Below are 18,486 nucleotides of genomic sequence, written 5' to 3'. Positions count from 1 at the left end.
CTCACGCCCCGCCGCGGAGGATGGAGTTGCCCTCGTGGGTGGCTTCGGTGTCCGTGACGTCGAGGGCGAGGCGGCCACTGAGTCCGTAGAAGGCGACCGGGTTGCGCCACAGCACCAGGTCGACGTCGTCCTCACTGAACCCGGACCGCAGCATGGCGTCGGCGACCTTGCGGGTCTTCAGCGGGTCGCTCTTGCCCCAGTCGGCGGCCGAGTTGACCAGGACGCGCTCGGTGCCGTGGTCGCGCAGGATGGCGACCATCCGGTCCTCGTCCATCTTGGTGTCGGGGTAGACGGAGAAGCCGAGCCAGCAGCCGCTGTCCTTGGCCTCCTTGACGGTGGTCTCGTTGAGGTGGTCGACGAGGACCCGGTCCAGGGGCAGCGCGGACTCCCGGACGACATCGAGGGTGCGGCGCAGGCCTGCGAGCTTGTCCCGGTGCGGTGTGTGGACGAGCGCGGGCAGTCCGTGGTCGGCGGCGAGCTGGAGCTGGGCGGTGAACGCGGCGTCCTCGGCGGGGGTCATGGAGTCATAGCCGATCTCGCCGACGGCGACGACGTTGTCCTTCATGAGATACCGGGGCAGCTCGTCGATGACCGGGGTGCAGCGGGGGTCGTTCGCCTCCTTCGGGTTGAGGGCCAGGGTGCAGTGGTGGGCGATGCCGTACTGGGCGGCGCGGAAGGGTTCCCAGCCGAGGAGGGAGTCGAAGTAGTCGAAGAAGGAGGCGGGGGAGGTGCGGGGCTGGCCAAGCCAGAACGCGGGCTCGACGACGGCGCGGACGCCTGCGGCGTACATGGCCTGGTAGTCGTCGGTCGTGCGGGACGTCATGTGGATGTGGGGGTCGAAGATGCGCATCAGGACTCCTGCTCCTCGCCGGTGGAAGGGGTCGCGGGGGCCGTGGGGGTCCCTGTGGCGGGGAGGGCCGCAGGGTCGGTCAGGGCCAGGACTCGGTGCAGATCGTCGGGGACGGGGCGGCCTGCGGCGGTGCGTTCGTCGGCGTAGTCGCCGAGCATGCGGGCGAGTTCGGCGTCGGCGCCTGCGCGGCGGTCCAGTTCGGCGACGGCCTCCACGGGGACGTCGGTGAACAGGCACTTGAGGACCGCGTGGCGCCAGGCGTGCGGGGCGAGGTGCCGGGCGGCGTACGGTCCGACGGCGGCGGCGACGAGCCGGGTGTCGTTGGTGCGCAGGGCGTCCTCGACCAGGGGCAGCGCCTCCGGTCCCTGGACCAGGTAGGGCAGGGCGTACAGGATGGCGCGGCGTTCGGCCGCGGTGCCTTGGGCGTAGACGCGGGCGAGGGCGGCCGGGTTCGCGCCGGCCGCGTGCAGGAGGAGTACGCGGGCGGCGTCGGCGTGGTCCTGGCCGCAGCGTCGTCCCGCCTCGGCGAAGCGCAACTCCCATACGGGGGGCGGCTTCTCTCCCTGCTGTCCGGGGTGGGAGGCGGCCTCCGCGGTGGCCTGGTCGAGCCAGGCGCGGGCGGCGCCGTCGAGGGCGGCTTCGAGGCGGGTGCGGAGGTCGGCGACGGCGGGCGCTTGGGTCACGGGGTTCCTCCTCTGGCGGCGGGGACGCGGATCGCCCCGTCCGCGGCCCTCTGCAGGAACTCGATGGACTGGGCGGCGAGTTGGGGGCCCGCGTGGGAGTGGCGGGGCAGTTCGACGACGGTGAGGCCTTCGTAGCCGGTGGAGGCCAGGGCTTCGAGTACGGGCGGGAAGTCGATCTCCCCGTCTCCGAAGGGGAGGTGTTCGTGGACGCCCCGGCGCATGTCCTCGATCTGGACGTGCCGTAGCCAGGGGGCGGCGGCGCGTACGCAGTCGGCGGGGGATTGCGGTTCGAGGCACTGGCAGTGGCCGATGTCGAGGGTCAGGCCCAGCGGCTCGGGGTCGCCCAGTGCGTGACGGAGCCGGTGGAAGTCGGCGAGGGTGGAGAGGAGGTGGCCGGGCTCGGGTTCGATGGCCAGTGGTACGGCGGCGCCGGACGCGGCGTCCAGTACGGGGCCGAGGGCTGCGGCGAGCCGCTGCCAGGCCATGTCGTCGGGGGTGCCTTCGGGGGTGATGCCGCTGAAGCAGTGCACGGCGTGGGCGCCCAGGTCAGCGGCGACCTGGACGGCCCGGGTCAGCAGGTCGACGCGGGCGGCGCGGGCTTGTGGGTCGGGGTCCAGGAGGGAGGGGCCGTGCTTGCGGCGCGGGTCGAGGACGTAGCGGGCGCCCGTCTCGATCGTGACGGTCAGTCCGCGCCGCTCCAGGCTGCGGGCCACGTGGCGGGTGCGGGCGGCGAGATCGGGGGCGAGGGGGTCGAGGTGCATGTGGTCGAGGGTGAGTCCGACGCCGGCGTAGCCGAGGTCGGCGAGGAGACCGAGGGCGTCGTCGAGCCGGAGGTCGGTCAGCCCGTTGGTGCCGTAGCCGAAGCGGAGGGGGTGCGAAGCTTCTGGCCGGGTGGCCGGCGGGTTCGTTGTCCTTGTCACGTGACGCTCACCTTTCGGCCGAACTTGCGGGCTGCTGGGGCCAAGGCGGCGGTCAGGAGGGCGGGGCCCAGGGAGCCCGCGCGGGCAGCGAGGGCGGCCTGGAGCGGGATCATGGCTCGGATGCCGCCGCCTACGGCTCGTTGGGTGAGCTGCGGTGAGGGGTTCAGTGCGGCGTGGAAGAGGGGGCGGGCCGCGGTGGCCGCGTAGGTGGCGGCGAGCGCGGCCTGGACGGCTCCGCGAGCGCCCGTCCGCCAGGCTGCCCTGCCAGTTGGGCGTCCCGCGGCGAGGCCTGACACGAGGCCGGTGCGCCACCCCGGGTTCAGGGAGCCCGGCGTCAGCTCGTCCCGAGTGGAGCCCGGCAGGCCGCGGGAGGATGCGGCTCCGCGACCCGCCGGGAGTTGAGAGGTGCCGAGGCCGGCTCCGGCGTGGGCGCCATTGTCGGTACCCCCGGTCCTGGCGAGCAGCTGCGCCAGCGCGATGGTCGCGGCGAGCGCGCCCAGCGGTGCCGCCGTGGAGCCGCCCTCTGCCTCGCGGCGCGAGACGGCGGTCACCGCGAGGGTGTGGGCGCCCAGCACGAGGGCGGTGGGCACCGCCGCGCGGAGGCCGGAGGCGGTCCCGGGGCAGGTAATCGCGGGCCCTCCGAAGCGAGCGCTCCCATCAGCCGCGGAGAGCCGCTCCCCCGCCCCGGACCACGTACCCGCCCGGAGCCTGAGCCCACGCCGCCCCACCAGGCCACCTCGCACTGCCCCGGCCCCGGCCCCGGCTGCGGCTGCGGCTGCGGCTGCGCCCGGCGACACTCCCGCCGGTCCCGCTGCCGTAGCCCCGGAGAGCCACTCCCTCACCCCGGACCACGTACCCGCCCGGAGCCTGAGCCCACGCCGCCCCGCCGGGCCGCGCGGCGCATCCGCGAACGTGCCCATCGCCCCCGTCGACGTAGCCGCCGCCCCCAGCAACAAGTCCAGGGAGCGGGCCGCTGCCATGGCTGCCGGGCCGGCCGGGGTGTGCTTCAGGCCCAGGTCGTACGCCCACACGGTTGCCGCCAAGGCGGTAGCCACCGTCAGGGCGGGTCGGCCCGCGCCCGCGGCCAGGGCCAGGCCTCCTGCTGTCAGAGCGGCGGCCGCGCCCAGTGCCACCGGCGGGGCGATGCGGCCGGAGGGCAGCGGACGGTGGGGGCGTTCGACCGCGTCGTCCGCTCGGTCCGCCCAGTCGTTGAGGGCCATGCCCGCTTCGTAGAGGGAGAGCGAGGCGGCGATGGCCAGGGCGGTGCGACGGTTCGGGCGCAGCCCCGTGGCCGCCGCGCCGGCGAGGGCGTCGCCGGGAACGGTGAACAGGGCGGAGACGCGCAGCAGTTCGGCCCAGTCACGGCCTGCGCCAAGCCGGACACCACCCCCACCAGAGGCCCGCCCCTCCCCCGCCCCCCTCATACCGAAGCCCCCCGCAACCGCCCCGCGAAGCCCAGCAAGGACTCGTACTGCTCTGCCAGAGCCGACGACGACCCGTCGTCCGGGTCCTTGAAGTAGAAGCCCAGTTCGCCCAACGGGCCACAGAGGCCGAGTTCGTGGGAGCGGGCCATCAGCCTTGCCAGGTCCAGGATCAGCGGTGCCGCAAGGGCCGAGTCGCAGCCCTGCCACGTCGTCTGGAGGACCATCCGCGCGCCGAGGAAACCGTCGAAGGCGATGTGGTCCCAGGCGGTCTTCCAGTCACCGAGTGACGGGACGTCGTCGATGTGGACCTCGCCCTCGGGTGCCGAGCCCAGCGTGTCCGCGAGGACGCGTTCCTTGCCCGCGTTCTTCGCCGCGGCCGCGGCCGGGTCGGCGAGGGCCGCGCCGTCGCCGCCGCCCAGGAGGTTCGTGCCGGACCAGGCCCGCACGGCCAGCGCGCGCTGGGCGAACATCGGGCCGAGGACCGAGCGCAGCAGGGTCTGGCCCGTCTTGCCGTCACGCCCCGCGTAGGGAAGCCCCGACGCGGCGGCCGCCGACGCGAGCGCCGGGTGGTGCAGGCCCACCGACGGGGTGAAGTTCACGTACGGGCAGCCCGCCCGCAGCGCCGCCGCCGCGTAGAGGGAGCTGGCCGGCAGTCTCCCCTCGCCCTCACCCGGCAGCGGCTCCGTCGAAGCCACGTTCACCACGACCGCCCGGGCAAGACCCCGGCGGCGTACGAAGTCCCGGAGGTCGGCGGCGAAGGACTCGATCAGTTCCTCGTCCGACCTGTCGTCACCCTCCCCCGCACGGGGGCCACCCGTGCGGATCTCCGCGTCCGCGGCGGCCAGTTCCGCGCCCACCGCCGAAGGGACGCCATGCGGGAGCACACCCCCGGCGGCCAGTTGCTCGGCCCGCTTGGGCAGCGGGCACTCCAGCACGTCGTGGCCGCCGAAGACCAGCGAAGACAACGTTGGCAGACCGCACTCCGCGAACGGCTCGGTCTCCGTGACCATGCCGGTCGGCGGGTGCAGACCCGCCGCCACGGCCGCGCACCCGGCGACAGCCGTCGTGGCGACCGACCCTCGCGCCCCGATCAGCCACACCCCGGTCGGCCCGCCACCCGAGGACTCGGATGAACCCGAAGAACCAGAAGAACCAGCGGAAGAAGAGTTGGACATGGCTGCCTCCTGTCGTACACGTCATACAGAGAAGAAAGACGGCGGGCGGAGGTCCGGCGTCCCCCGCCCGCCGTCGTCTAGCGGCCCACGCCAGAAGCGGCGGCGGAGGCCGGCAGGTCCTTCACCCGGATGTCACGGAAGGAGACCTGGTCATCGGCACCGTGGTTCTGGATGCCGATGTGGCCCTCCCGCAGGCTCCGAGCCGGATCCGTGTTGGTGAAGTCGTTGATCTTCACTCCGTTGAGATAGATCCGAAGGCGTTCGCCCTCGACCCGGAGCTCATAGGTGTTCCACTCCCCCGCCGGATTCAGCGCCTTGTCGCGCTTCGTCAAGTCGGCGGACTTGAAGCCGTAGACGGAGCCCGTTGTCTTCTCCGGGACGTCGGTGGCGTCGATCTGGATCTCATAGCCGTTGTTCACGGCCGACCAGGGGTCGTCGGAGGCCGGGAAGCCCACGAAGATCCCGGAGTTGTCGTCGCCGTCCATGCGCCAGTCCAGCTTGAGGGAGTAGGAGCCGAGCTCCTTCGCCCCGTACCAGAGCATGCCCATGCCGCCGACGGTCGTGAGCGTTCCGTCGTCCTCGTTCAGGGCGAAGGAACCGGGGCCCGCCTGCTTCCAGGCGTCCAGGGACTTGGCCGTACCGTCGAAGAGCGGTGTGTAGCCCTTCTCCGGACGGCAGTCGGCCTGCGCCGCCCCCGTCGCCCACCGGATCCCGCCGAGCAGGTGTGTCCGGTACGCGGGATCGGCGAACGACTCCTTGGTGTGACCGCTGCCCGTGTAGAAGGAGCGGCCCCCCTGGTAGTCCTGGCACCAGGCGATGGGGTGGTCGCCGGACATCGAGCCGCCGGTGTACGACGACTCGTCGAGCGAGGCCAGGACGTGGGCGCGGTCACGGGGATTGGAGCGGTAGTTGTACCACTCGTCGGTCCGTTCCCAGATCCCCGGCAGGTGCGCGGTGGACGGGTGCCCGTGGTCCTCGACCTCGACCTTCGCGGGCTGGATCGCGGGGTGCGACTGGAAGTACGCCCCCGCGAGCCCGCCGTAGAAGGGCCAGTCGTACTCGGTGTCGGCGGCGGCGTGCACGCCCACGTACCCGCCGCCCTTCTTGATGTAGCGCTCGAAGGCCGTCTGCTGGCCGGCGTTGAGGACGTCGCCGGTCGTGGACAGCCAGATCACGGCGTCGTACCGCGCGAGGTTCTTGGCCGTGAAGGCTCCGGCGTCCTCGGTCGCGTCGACGGCGAAACCGTTCGCCGCGCCGAGCTCCTTGATGGCCGCGATGCCCTCGGGAATCGAGTCGTGTCTGAAGCCCGCGGTCTTGGAGAAGACCAGGACCCTCTCGCCCGCGGCTGCCCTGCCGTCCGGCTTGGAGGCCGCGGGGCCCGACACGCAGCCGATGAGCAGTGCGGCCGCCGCGGTCGCGGTGGCGATCCGTGCGGATGCGCGCATGGTGACTCCTTCCTCAGCTCGTGGTGAAGCCTCAGCTCGTGGTGAAGGTGAAGTCGTCGAGCTCGTACAGCGCGCCGGAGCCCGCGCCCTTGAAGACCAGGAAGAGCGTCGTGGTCTTGCTGGGTGCCTTGGAGATGGCGGTGCTCACGTCCGTGTACGTCTCCCACGAACCGGTCGGCGCGACCTTGGCGGTGCCGAGGAGCCTGCCGGTGGCCGATCCGCTGCGCACCTGGAGCGTGCCGCCCGCGCCGGCCGACGCCACGCGCGCGGTCAGCTTGGTGGCGTTGCCCAGGATGTAGGGCTTGAAGGAGATCCAGTCGCCGTTGTTGATCTCGCCGACTGCCTTCCCGCCGTGCGCCGGGGTGTGGTTGACGATGGAGACGCCCTTGGAGCCGTCGTAGTGCTCGCCCTGGCGGTGCTTGGGCTGGACGACGTTCTGGTCGTGGGTGGTCAGCGCGGGCTGGCCGTTGGCGCCCTTGTCGGTGTACTCGGCGTCGAAGACCCCGAAGATGTTGGCGTTCGGGTCGTGCTCGCCGTCGGCCGACGTCTGGATGGTGCCTTCGCAGCCGTTGGCCGAGGTGACCGGGTGGCCGTGGCTGTCGTGCCCGAGGATGTGCGTGACCTTGACCTTGGAGCAGTCGATCGGGCCTGAGGCGCCGTCTTCGCGGTCGGTCACCGTCACCTTGAACGGCACCTTGTCGCCGAAGGTGAACATCTGCCCGTCACCCGGGAGTTCCAGGGTCACCTTGGGCGCGGTGTTGCCGACGGTGATGTGCGCGCTGGCCGAACCGGTGCGTCCTGTGGAGTCCTTGACGGTCACGGTCGCGGTGTAGACGCCGTTCTTCTTGTACGTGTACGAGGGGTTCTGCTGGGTCGACTTGCCGCCGTCGCCGAAGTCCCAGGCGTAGGTCAGCGTCCCGCCGTCGGCGTCCGTCGCCTTCGCGGTGAACTGCGTCCTGAGCGGGGTCTGGCCGCTGGTCACGGAGGCGCTCGCCTCGACGACCGGGGAGTGGCCGTCCGTGGCGTTCTCGATGCGGAAGAGTCCGGAGTTCTCGTCGCCGCCGAACCAGGCCGTGCCGTAGTCCAGGACGTAGAGCGCGCCATCGGGGCCGAACTCCATGTCCATCACCTGCGTGCCGGTCCACGGGAACGGGTTGATGGACTGCACCGCGCCGTCCGCGCCCTGCTCGATGCGCTTGATCCAGCGGCGCCCGAACTCACCGGCGAAGAAGTCACCGTCGTACGCCTCGGGGAACTTCACCGGGGAGGTGTTGGCGGCGTCGTAGCGGTAGACGGGGCCGCCCATCGGGGACTCGGAGCCGGAGCCGAGCTCGGGCACGGAGTCGTTGTCGTAGGGGATCCAGGCCTCCTGCGCGGGCGGCAGGTCCGTCAGGCCGGTGTTGTGCGGCGAGTCGTTCTTCGGGGCCGCGCAGTCGAAGGCGGAGCCGGAGGTCTGCGTCGCGAAGTCGTAGTCGACATAGGCGTCGTTCTTGCCGGTGCAGAAGGGCCAGCCGAAGTTGCCGGGCTTCGTCACCCGGGCGAACTCGACCTGGCCCGCGGGGCCGCGCTTGGGGTCGGCCGCGCCGGCGTCGGGTCCGTAGTCACCTACGTAGACGATGCCGGTCGGCTTGTCGACGCTCATGCGGAAGGGATTGCGGAAGCCCATCGCGTAGATCTCGGGGCGGGTCTTCTCGGTGCCCTTGGCGAAGAGGTTGCCGTCGGGGACCGTGTACGTCCCGTCGTCGGCGACCTTGACGCGGAGGATCTTGCCGCGCAGGTCGTTGGTGTTGCCCGCGCTGCGCCGGGCGTCGAACGCGGGGTTGCGGTTCGCGCGCTCGTCGATGGGCGTGAAGCCGTCCGAGGCGAAGGGGTTGGAGTCGTCGCCCGTCGACAGGTAGAGGTTGCCGTCCTTGTCGAAGTCGATGTCGCCGCCGACGTGGCAGCAGATGCCGCGGCTCGCGGGGACGTCGAGGACCTTCTTCTCGCTGGCGTTGTCGAGGGTGCCGTCGGCCTTCAGGACGAAGCGGGAGAGGCGGTTGACGCCGTCGAACTTCTTGAAGTCCTCGGCCGTGCCGTTCTCCGGGGCGTCGCCGGCCGGGGTGTCGAGTGGGGGCGCGTAGTAGAGGTAGATCGCGCGGTTCTCGGCGAAGTTGGGGTCGAGGCCGACGCCTTGGAGGCCTTCTTCGTCGTGCGAGTAAACCGGTATCTTTCCGGCGATCTTGGTGTTGCCCGCCGCGTCCGTGAGCCGGAGCTCGCCGTCGCGGGAGGTGTGCAGGACCGAGCGGTCGGGGAGCACGGTGAGCGTCATGGGCTCGCCCGTCTCGGCCTCGCCCTTGGCGAGGGTCACTTGCTGGAAGTCCTCGGCCGCGGCGGCGCTGCCCGCCGCCTTGTCCGCCTGCGTCCGGGCGGCGCGTACCGCCTCCGGGTCGGCGGCGTTCGCGGCGGGGGCGACAAGGGTAAGGCTGGCACCGGCCAGCAAGGTGCCGGTGAGAAGTGCGAGGGACTTGCGGAGTCTCAGGCGTTTCCTGTGCACGGGGTTCCTCCGGAAGGGGGACGGTCGTACGCGGGTGTGGTGCGAGGGCGCTGGGCGCCGGGGTGCGCCGTCACCCCGGAGAAGTTCATGGCCTGTACACATCAGGGACGGTAGCCACGTTCTTCCGTGACCGAAAGCCCTTGTGCCGTAACGGAGTTCGTCTTTTGCTTCAGGGTGGACAAAGTGGGTGCGGGCAGGGGAAACTCCCCCACCGCGCCCCTCCCCCTAACCAGGGGACCGCCCCTGAGTCAAACGCCGGACGGGCTAATTTCCGCCGAACGCCGCGTCGAACGACGCCGACGGAGGGTCGAAGTCGAACGCCTTCAGTCGCCGAAGCGCTTCCGGCGCCCCCTGGAGGCGGTCCATGCCCGCGTCCTCCCACTCCACCGAGACCGGTCCCTCGTACGCGATCGAGCGCAGCATGCGGAACACGTCCTCCCAGGGGACGTCCCCGTGGCCCGCCGACACGAAGTCCCAGCCGCGGCGCGGGTCGCCCCACGGAAGGTGCGAGCCGAGGCGGCCGTTGCGGCCGTTGAGGCGGCGCCTGGCCTCCTTGCAGTCCACGTGGTAGATCCGGTCCCGGAAGTCGTAGAGGAAGCCGACCGGGTCCAGGTCCTGCCACACGAAGTGCGAGGGGTCGAAGTTGAGGCCGAAGGCCGCGCGGTGGTCAACGGCCTCCAGAGCACGCTGCGTTGTCCAGTAGTCATAGGCGATCTCCGAGGGATGCACCTCGTGGGCGAAACGGACGCCCTGTACGTCGAAGACGTCGAGGATCGGGTTCCAGCGCTCGGCGAAGTCGTCGTATCCGCGCTCGATCATCGCGTCCGGCACGGGCGGGAACATCGCCACCAGATGCCAGATCGCGGAGCCCGTGAAGCCGATGACGGTGTCGACGCCGAAGGCCGCCGCCGCGCGTGCCGTGTCCTCGATCTCGCGGGCCGCCCGCTGCCGTACGCCCTCCGCCTCGCCGTCGCCCCAGATACGGGCGGGCAGGATCGCCTGGTGCCGCTCGTCGATGATCGCGTCGCAGACGGCCTGGCCCACCAGGTGGTTGGAGATCGCCCAGCACTTGAGGCCGTACTTGTCGAGGAGCTGGCGCCGCGAGTCAAGGTAGGAGCTGTCGCTCAGCGCCTTGTCCACCTCGAAGTGATCGCCCCAGCAGGCGAGTTCGAGGCCGTCGTAGCCGAAGTCACGGGCGAGGCGGCAGACCTCTTCGAGCGGCAGGTCGGCCCACTGGCCGGTGAAGAGCGTGAAGTCGCGGGGCATGAACAGTCCTCCTCAGACCGTGACGGGAGTGGCAGCTACAAGGGTGTAGACCGAGTTCTTCGCCGCGCTCTCCTCCACCGCGGCGAGCACCCGCTGCACCGAAAGGCCCGCGGAGAAAGACGGTTCGGGCTGCTCCCCCGAGGCGATGGCGTGCAGCAGATCGCGGGCCTGGTGCACGAAGGTGTGCTCGTAGCCGAGGCCATGACCCGGCGGCCACCAGGCCTCCAGGTAGGGGTGTCCCGGCTCGGTCACCAGGATGCGGCGGAAGCCCGATGATGTGGCGGGCTCCGAGTGATCGTGGAAGGAGAGCTCGTTCAGGCGCTCCAGGTCGAAGGCCAACGAGCCGCCGGAGCCGTTGAGTTCGAGGCGCAGGGCGTTCTTGCGGCCCGCGGCGAACCGCGTCGCCTCGAAGGAGGCGAGGGCGCCCGAGGGGAAGCGGCCGGTGAAGACGGCCGCGTCGTCCACCGTGACCTGACCACTCGCGGAGCCACCCTCCGGACCACTCGCGGAGCCGCCCTCGGCGGTGAGCCCGCTGGACGCCCCCTCCAGCAGCGGCCGCTCCCGTACGAACGTCTCGGTCAGCGCCGAGACCCCCGCCACCGGCTCCCCCACCAGGAACTGCGCGAGGTCCACGATGTGCGCGCCGAGATCGCCGAGCGCGCCCGAACCCGCACGGTCCTTGCGCAGCCGCCAGGTCAGCGGGAAGCCGGGGTCGACCAGCCAGTCCTGGAGGTAGGTGACCCGCACGTGCCGCAGCGTGCCGAGCCGCCCCTCGGCGACCATCTGCCGGGCGAGCGCGAGGGCCGGCACCCGGCGGTAGTTGAAGCCGACCATGGCCACCTGCCCCCGTGCGCGGGCCCGTTCGGCGGCTTCGGCCATCGCCTCCGCCTCCTCGACGGTGTTGGCGAGGGGCTTCTCGCACAGCACGTGTTTGCCCGCGTCGAGCGCGGCGATCGCGATCTCCGCGTGGCTGTCCCCAGGGGTGCAGATGTCGATGATGTCGACGTCGTCACGGGCCACGAGGGCGCGCCAGTCGGTCTCCGCCGCCGCCCACCCGAGCCGGTCCGCGGCGGCGCGCACGGCACTGCCGTCGCGTCCGCAGACCGCCGAGAGGACCGGCCGCACGGGCAGATCGAAGACGCGTCCGACGGTGCGCCAGCCCTGGGAGTGGGCGGCGCCCATGAAGGCGTATCCGACCATGCCCACCCCCAGTGGCCGCTTACCTGTCCCAGCCTCGTGTTCCGTCTCACGCATGCGGTACTCCTCCTCGTAATCGCTCGGTGGGGGGTGCGGAAGCGCGCATCACTTGAAGCCGGTGGACATGTACTTGGAGAGGTTGTCCTTGTCGACGACCGCGGAGTACAGCGTGATGAAGGCCGGGATCTCCAGCTCGGCCATGCCGCTGACGCCCTTGCTCTGCCCGAGCGCACGCGCCAGGTCGATCGCGGAGGCGGCCATCGTCGGCGGGTAGAGGACGGTGGCCTTCAGGACGCTGTCGTCGGACTCGATGGCCTGCATCGCGGAGAGCGCCCCGGCGCCGCCGACCATGAGGAAGTCGTCACGGCCCGCCTGCTTGATGGCGCGCAGGGCGCCCACGCCCTGGTCGTCGTCGTGGTTCCACAGGGCGTCGAAGTTCTTCTGCGCCTGGAGGAGCTGGGCCATCTTGGACTGGCCGGACTCGACGGTGAACTCGGCGGCCTGCCGGGCGACCTTCTCGATGTTCGAGTAGTTCTTCAGGGCGTCGTCGAAGCCCTTCGAGCGCTGCTTGGTCAGCTCCAGGTTGTCCAGGCCCGCGAGCTCGACGACCTTGGCGTTCTTCTTGCCCTTGAGCTTCTCGCCGATGTAGTGCCCGGCGTTGAGCCCCATGCCGTAGTTGTCGCCGCCGATCCAGCAGCGGTAGGCCTGCGGGGAGGCGAAGACCCGGTCGAGGTTGACGACGGGGATGCCCGCCTTCATGGCCTTCAGGCCGACCTGGGTGAGCGCCTTGCCGTCGGCCGGCAGGATCACCAGGACGTCGACCTTCTTGTTGATCAGCGTCTCGACCTGGCCGATCTGGGCGGCCGTGTCGTTCGAGCCCTCGGTGGACTCCAGCGTCACGTCCGAGTACTTCTTCGCCCGCTCCGTGGCGTTGTCGTTGATCGCGTTGAGCCAGCCGTGGTCGGCCTGCGGCCCCGCGAACCCGATGGTGACCTTCTTGCCCGGCTTGTCGTCGGCGACCGGCTGGTCCTTGTCCGATGCGCTGTCGGAGTCCTTGGAATCGTTGCTGGTGCACCCCGTGATGAGGGCCCCGGTGGACACGGCGGCTGCTCCGAAGAGCAGTCCCCTGCGGCTCGCGAATGGAGAGGTGTCTGGCATGGCGGTGAACCCTTCGGGTCTGCGGGTCAGGGATCGGCGGTCAAGAAGGGAGCGGGTCAGGTATGGGAGGCCGTGCGTCGCTGGACAAGCACGGCGGCGACGATGATCGCCCCCTTGGCGATCTGCTGGACGTCGCTCTGGAGGTTGTTCAGCGCGAAGATGTTCTGGATCGTGATGAAGATCAGTACGCCGAGCACGGAGCCGGTGATGGTGCCCCGGCCGCCGCTGAGCAGGGTGCCGCCGATGATCGCCGCGGCGATGGCGTCCAGCTCGTAGAGGTTGCCGTTGGTGTTCTGGCCCGACCCGGAGAGGATGATCAGCAGGAAGGCCGCGATCCCGCAGCAGAGCCCGGAGAGCAGGTAGAGATAGAGCCGCTGCCTGCGTACGTCGATGCCGGCGAGGCGGGCCGCTTCCGCGTTGCCGCCGACCGCGACCGAGCGCCGCCCGAAGGTGGTGCGGTTCAGGAGCAGCCAGCCGACGACGGTGACGGCGGCGAAGACGAGCACGAGCGGCGGGATGCCGAGGATGTAGGAGTCGCGCTCACCGAGCTTCAGCACCCCGTCCACGGTGACCATCTGCGTCTTGCCGTCGGTGATCTGCAGGGCGAGGCCGCGGCCCGCGGCCAGCATCGCGAGCGTCGCGATGAACGGCACCATCCCGCCGTACGCGATGAGCATGCCGTTGACGAGGCCGCAGGCCATGCCGACGATCACCGCGGTGAAGAGGATGCCCGCGAAGCCGTACTCCTGGGTGGCCACCGTCGTCGCCCAGACCGAGGCGAGGGCGACGATGGCGCCGACCGACAGGTCGATGCCGCCGGAGATGATCACGAACGTCATGCCGACCGTGACGACGCCGATGACGGACGACTGGGTCAGGATCAGCTGGACGTTGTCGGTGTCGAGGAACGAGTCGGGCTGGGTGATACCGCCGATCAGGACGAGGACGGCGAGCACACCGAGCAGGGACAGCGTCCGCACGTCGACACGCGCGGTGAGCGTCCGCAACGGCCTTGCGCCGTCCGCCGGTTCGCTCTTCGATGCGGCGGGCCGTGGCGGCGATGCGGGCTGCGTCATGACGCCGGGCTCCCTTCGAGTACGAGGTCGAGTACGAGGTGTTCGTCGAGGTCACGGGCGGGCGCCGTATGGACGACGCGGCCCTCGCGGAGCACCAGGACGCGGTCGGCGAGGCCGAGGACTTCGGGCACTTCGCTGGAGACGAGCAGGACGGCGAGGCCGTCGTCGGCGAGCCTGCGGATCACGGCGTACAGCTCGGCGCGGGCGCCGACGTCCACACCGCGGGTGGGCTCGTCGAGCAGCAGGACGCGGCAGCCGCGGAGCAGCCAGCGGGCCAGGACGGCCTTCTGCTGATTGCCGCCGGAGAGGGTGCGTACCGGGGCGGTCGGGTTGTCGGGGCGCAGGGACAGCTCGCGGGTCGCGGCCTGTGCGGCCTTCTTCTCGGCGCCCCGGTCGAGCCAACCGCCGCGTGAGAAGCGGGACATGGAGGAGACGGAGACGTTGTTGGTGACCGACTCCAGCATCAGCAGGGCCTGCGCCTTGCGCTCCTCGGGGGCGAGTCCGAGCCCCGCGCGGACGGCGGCGCGTACGCTGCCGGGCCTCAACGTCTGTCCGCCGACGGTGACGTGACCGGAGGTCGGCTTGCGGGCGCCGTAGATCGTCTCCAGGATCTCGGAGCGTCCGGAGCCGACGAGTCCGGCCAGGCCGACGATCTCTCCGGGGCGCAGTTCGAGGTCTAGGGGTTCGAACTCGCCGTCGCGGGACAGCCCGGTCACCTTCAACACCGGTTCGGCGACCGGCGGTTCGACGGGACGGTCCGGGAAGACGTACTCGACGTTGCGGCCCGTCATCAGGGCGACGACCTCGCGGGTCGGGGTCTCCTTGGCGGGGAGTCCGCCCGCGACCGCGCGGCCGTCCTTGAGCACGGTGACGCGGTCGCCGATGCGGCGGATCTCTTCGAGGCGGTGGGAGATGTAGACGACGGCGACGCCGTCCGCCGTGAGGTCGCTGACGATGCGGAAGAGGTTGTCGACCTCGTCGGGGTCGAGGGCGGCCGACGGCTCGTCCATGACGATCAGACGGACCTCGTGGGAGAGCGCGCGGGCCATCGAGACGATCTGCTGATGGGCCGCGGAGAGGTCACCGACGAGCGTTCCGGGATCGATCTCCTTGTGCCCAAGTCGCTTGAGCAGGGCGGCTGTTGATGCTCTCGCCTCCCGGCCGCGGACGACGAACCCGGCCGCGGTGGGCTCATGCCCGAGGTGGACGTTCTCGGCGACGGACAGGCCCTCCACCAGGTCGAGCTCCTGGTAGATGGTGGCGATGCCGAGGCGCATGGCGGCGATGGGCGACTTGAGCGTGGTGCGCTCGCCGCGCCAGGTGATCTCACCGTCGTCGGGCTGGTGGGCCCCGGCGAGGACCTTGATGAGCGTGGATTTCCCGGCGCCGTTCTGGCCGAGCAGGCAGTGCACTTCACCGGCCTGGACCTGGAGGTCGACGCCGTCGAGGGCGCGGACGCCGGGGAACGACTTGGTGATGCCGGACATGGTGAGCAGCGGTGGTTCTGGTGCCATGACGGTTCCCTTGGGCGGGTGCGGCCGACGATTTCGGGCAGGGCAGGGCAGAGCAGGGCGCTGTACTGGGTGAGGTGTGCTGAAAAGGTCGTACGGGGTGGGACGTACGGACCGGCCGTCAGGCCGGCGAGAACAGGTGGTCGCTGATGAGCCGGGCTCCGCCGATGACTCCGGCGGTCGGCCCCAGCTCGCCGAGGACGATGGGGAGGTTGCCGGTCGCCAGGGGCAGCGACTGGCGGTAGACCTGCGTACGGATGGCGGCGAGCAGCGTGTGGCCGAGGCCGGTCACCCCGCCGCCGATCACCACGAGGCCCGGGTTGAAGAAGCTGACGAGGCCCGCGATGACCTGGCCGGTGCGGTTGCCGCCCGCGCGGATGAGGTCGAGTGCGGTGGCGTCACCGGCGGCGGCCGCCGCGGCGACATCCACCGCGCTGAGCTTCCCGGCGGCTTCGAGGCGGGTCGCGAGCTCCGGTGAAAGCCCTTGACCTGCGGCGTCCTCGGCGTCACGGGCGAGTGCCGCGCCGCTGAAGTACGCCTCGAGGCAGCCCTTGTTGCCGCAGGCGCAGGGCCGCCCGTCCGGCTCGACCTGGATGTGGCCGATGTCGCCCGCGCTGCCGGTCACCCCTCGGTAGACCTCACCGCCGACGACGATTCCGCAGCCGATGCCGGTGCCGATCTTGACGCAGAGGAAGTCGCCCACGGAGCGTGCGACGCCCGCGTGCTGTTCCCCCATCGCCATCAGGTTCACGTCGTTGTCGACCATGACGGGGCAGCCGAGATCCTGGCTGATGGCCTCCCGTACGGGAAAGCCGTCCCACCCCGGCATGATCGGCGGGGCGACCGGGACGCCCTCGGGGAAGCGGACGGGACCCGGGACGCCGATTCCGGCGCCGTCGAACCCTTCCGCGAGCCCGGAGGCCTTCAACTTGGCCGCCATGGCGAGGACTTGCTCGAAGACCGCGACCGGGCCCTCGCGCACGTCCATGGGCTGGTTGATGTGGCCGAGGACCTCCAGCTCGGCGTTGGTCACCGCTACGTCGACCGAGGTCGCGCCGATGTCCACACCGAGGAAGCGGAGGGCGGGGGCCAGGCGGATGTTGTGGGAGCGGCGGCCGCCGCGCGAGGCGGCGAGTCCGTCGGCGACCACGAGTCCGGTCTCCAGGAGCCGGTCCACCTCGACGGCCAGCTTCGACCGCGAGAGGTCGACCTGATCGCCCAGCTGGGCACGGGAGTTGGGCCCTCCGTCACGCAGCAGCCGCAGCAGTCGCGCCTGGTGTGCATTGGCGGGTCGAGCCGTCATACGTCTCACGCGCCCCTCCCCGCCTCATAGGCAACTCACGCCGTCACGCCCGACTTTCGTCTCTCGCGTCGGGCTTTGGAGGGGAACGTAGCAGCGCCTGCCGGGGGTGGGAAGAAGTTGCGCAGGAATTACCCATGACTTTCTCCAGTCACAGGACAAAGGGTGGCGGGGAGCCCGCGGGCGCGCTAGTCGCGCTCGCGCCGGTGGTACGTCTCCCGCGTGTGCTCGGTGTGCGCGCGCATGATCTCCGTGGCCCTGCGCTCGTCGCGCTCGGCGATCGCCGCGATCAGCGCACGGTGCTCGATCCAGGACTGCTTGCCGCGCTGGCGGGCCACCGGCGTGTAGTACCACCGCACCCGTCGGTCCACCTGTCCTGCGAGCTCGGCCAGGACGACATTGCCCGCGAGCTCCATGACCTTGGCGTGGAAGGCGGCGTTGATGGTCACCACCGAGTCCACCTCACCCTCGGCGACGGCCTGCTCCCCCTTGGCGCACAGCTCTTCGAGGGCGGTGATGCCCGCGGTACCCGTGTTGGCCGCAGCGAGCCGGGCGGCCTCCGCCTCAAGGAGCGTACGGACCGTGAGCAGCTGGTCCGCCTCCTCCTCGGTGGGCTCGTGCACGAACGCGCCCTGCGCGGGCCGCAGATCGACCCAGCCCTCGGTGTTGAGCCGCTGCAGCGCCTCCCGCACGGGCTGGCGCGACACCCCGAGGTGTCCGGCCAGTTCGCTCTCCACCAGATGCTGGCCCGGCTGCAGCGCACGGGTCGTGATGAGTTCGAGCAGCGCTTCGTAGACCCGCTCCCGGAGCGGACCGGGGCGTTCGAGCCTGGGCACCGCCCCCTGCGGCAGTCCTGTGGACAACATCGCGGTCCCCTCGTCGACGATTGCCTTTTGTCTACAGTCTACCGAGCACAATGGCCAGCACCAGAGGGAGTTGGGCCTGTCACATGGCGCGGCCCCGCTACGGGCAGCGGATGACCTGTCCCGCGTACGACAGGTTGCCGCCGAAGCCGAAGAGCAGCACCGGGTCCCCGTGGTTGATCTCGCCGCGCTCCACCAGCTTGGACAGGGCGAGCGGGATGCTGCCCGCCGAGGTGTTGCCGGAGTTCACGACGTCGCGCGCGACGACCGCGTTGACCGCGCCGATCCGCTCGGCGAGCGGCTCGATGATGCGCAGGTTGGCCTGGTGCAGGACGACCGCCGCCAGGTCCGCCGGGGTGAGACCGGCCCGCTCACAGGCCTTGCGGGCCAGCGGCGGCAGCTGGGTCGTCGCCCAGCGGTAGACGCTCTGCCCCTCCTGCGCGAAACGCGGGGGTGTGCCCTCGATGCGGACGGCGTTGCCCATCTCGGGCACCGAGCCCCAGAGCACCGGGCCGATGCCGGGCGCCTCGTCCGGGGCGCACGCCTCGACGACTGCCGCGCCCGCGCCGTCCCCGACCAGGACGCACGTGGTGCGGTCCGTCCAGTCGGCAACCTCGGACATCTTGTCCGCGCCGATCACCAGGGCGCGGGTCGCGCCCCCGGCCCGCACGGCATGGTCGGCGGTGGCGAGCGCGTGCGTGAAGCCCGCGCACACCACGTTGATGTCCATGGCGGCCGGCGACGGGATGCCGAGGCGGGCCGCCACCCGGGCCGCCATGTTCGGCGAGCGGTCGATCGCGGTGGACGTGGCGACCAGCACCAGGTCGATGGCGTCGGGCGTGAGGCCCGCAGCGGCGACGGCCTTGGCCCCGGCCTGCGCGGCGAGCTCGTCGACCGGCTCGTCCGGGCCCGCGATGTGACGGGTACGGATGCCCACACGGGACCGGATCCACTCGTCGCTGGTGTCGACCATGCCCGCCAGGTCCTCGTTGGTGAGGATCTTGGCGGGCTGATAGTGGCCGATGGCGGCGATGCGTGAGCCGTGCATGAACGGGTCCCCTCTTGTTGCCGGAGATGCGGGACCG

At 71.1% G+C, this 18,486-nt stretch carries 15 protein-coding genes; all 15 read right to left on the bottom strand.

All coding sequences use genetic code 11. The features are described from left to right. Position 1 precedes the first annotated feature (1 nt). The gene (locus tag ACGFX9_RS13470; RefSeq protein ID WP_393469664.1) at positions 2-850 is read right to left on the bottom strand and encodes a TatD family hydrolase; all 849 of its coding nucleotides are present in this window, start codon (positions 848-850) and stop codon (positions 2-4) included. Further along, positions 850-1,533, bottom strand: a complete 684-nt coding sequence (locus ACGFX9_RS13465) for an EboA domain-containing protein (protein WP_393469661.1) — start codon at positions 1,531-1,533, stop codon at positions 850-852. Before ACGFX9_RS13465 ends, ACGFX9_RS13470 begins: the two co-directional genes overlap by 1 nt. Then, entirely contained in the window at positions 1,530-2,453 is a 924-nt protein-coding gene (locus ACGFX9_RS13460) for a sugar phosphate isomerase/epimerase family protein (protein WP_393469658.1), read from the bottom strand. Before ACGFX9_RS13460 ends, ACGFX9_RS13465 begins: the two co-directional genes overlap by 4 nt. Beyond that, positions 2,450-3,877 (bottom strand): UbiA family prenyltransferase, encoded by a 1,428-nt coding sequence (locus tag ACGFX9_RS13455; protein WP_393469655.1) that lies wholly within the window; start codon positions 3,875-3,877, stop codon positions 2,450-2,452. The genes ACGFX9_RS13460 and ACGFX9_RS13455 overlap by 4 nt, the downstream gene beginning before the upstream one ends. Continuing rightward, entirely contained in the window at positions 3,874-5,052 is a 1,179-nt protein-coding gene (locus ACGFX9_RS13450; protein WP_393469652.1) for an inositol-3-phosphate synthase, read from the bottom strand. The genes ACGFX9_RS13455 and ACGFX9_RS13450 overlap by 4 nt, the downstream gene beginning before the upstream one ends. Positions 5,053-5,129: 77 nt before the next feature. Beyond that, complete coding sequence (locus ACGFX9_RS13445; RefSeq protein WP_393469649.1) at positions 5,130-6,497, bottom strand: ThuA domain-containing protein; 1,368 nt, start codon at positions 6,495-6,497, stop codon at positions 5,130-5,132. Between the two features lie 31 nt (positions 6,498-6,528). Further along, positions 6,529-9,030: a PQQ-dependent sugar dehydrogenase gene (locus ACGFX9_RS13440; protein WP_393469646.1), complete on the bottom strand. Its 2,502-nt coding sequence runs from the start codon at positions 9,028-9,030 to the stop codon at positions 6,529-6,531. A gap of 264 nt (positions 9,031-9,294) precedes the next feature. Next, positions 9,295-10,296, bottom strand: coding sequence for a sugar phosphate isomerase/epimerase family protein (locus ACGFX9_RS13435; protein WP_393469643.1), 1,002 nt, complete (start codon positions 10,294-10,296; stop codon positions 9,295-9,297). Positions 10,297-10,308: 12 nt separating this feature from the next. Beyond that, the gene (locus ACGFX9_RS13430) at positions 10,309-11,550 is read right to left on the bottom strand and encodes a Gfo/Idh/MocA family protein (RefSeq protein ID WP_393469640.1); all 1,242 of its coding nucleotides are present in this window, start codon (positions 11,548-11,550) and stop codon (positions 10,309-10,311) included. A gap of 48 nt (positions 11,551-11,598) precedes the next feature. Beyond that, positions 11,599-12,651, bottom strand: coding sequence for a substrate-binding domain-containing protein (locus ACGFX9_RS13425; RefSeq protein ID WP_393469637.1), 1,053 nt, complete (start codon positions 12,649-12,651; stop codon positions 11,599-11,601). A 56-nt stretch (positions 12,652-12,707) separates the two neighbouring features. Beyond that, entirely contained in the window at positions 12,708-13,727 is a 1,020-nt protein-coding gene (locus tag ACGFX9_RS13420; RefSeq protein ID WP_393469634.1) for an ABC transporter permease, read from the bottom strand. Next, positions 13,724-15,241 carry a sugar ABC transporter ATP-binding protein gene (locus ACGFX9_RS13415; RefSeq protein WP_393469631.1) on the bottom strand — a complete coding sequence of 506 codons (1,518 nt, stop codon included), beginning with the start codon at positions 15,239-15,241 and terminating at the stop codon, positions 13,724-13,726. Before ACGFX9_RS13415 ends, ACGFX9_RS13420 begins: the two co-directional genes overlap by 4 nt. A 118-nt stretch (positions 15,242-15,359) precedes the next feature. Further along, on the bottom strand, positions 15,360-16,541 hold the full coding sequence (locus ACGFX9_RS13410; protein WP_393469629.1) for an ROK family protein: 1,182 nt from the start codon (positions 16,539-16,541) through the stop codon (positions 15,360-15,362). Positions 16,542-16,726: 185 nt separating this feature from the next. Next, positions 16,727-17,404, bottom strand: a complete 678-nt coding sequence (locus ACGFX9_RS13405) for a GntR family transcriptional regulator (RefSeq protein WP_393469626.1) — start codon at positions 17,402-17,404, stop codon at positions 16,727-16,729. Between the two features lie 97 nt (positions 17,405-17,501). Beyond that, a complete protein-coding gene (locus ACGFX9_RS13400) occupies positions 17,502-18,449 on the bottom strand; it encodes a beta-ketoacyl-ACP synthase III (protein WP_393469623.1) in 948 nt (315 codons plus the stop codon). Positions 18,450-18,486: the final 37 nt, after the last annotated feature.

The sequence above is a fragment of the Streptomyces sp. NPDC048436 genome (genome assembly GCF_043200355.1).
Taxonomy (GTDB): Bacteria; Actinomycetota; Actinomycetes; order Streptomycetales; family Streptomycetaceae; genus Streptomyces.
Note: the sequence above shows the minus strand (reverse complement) of the source record. Positions and strands in the feature narration are given on the sequence as shown.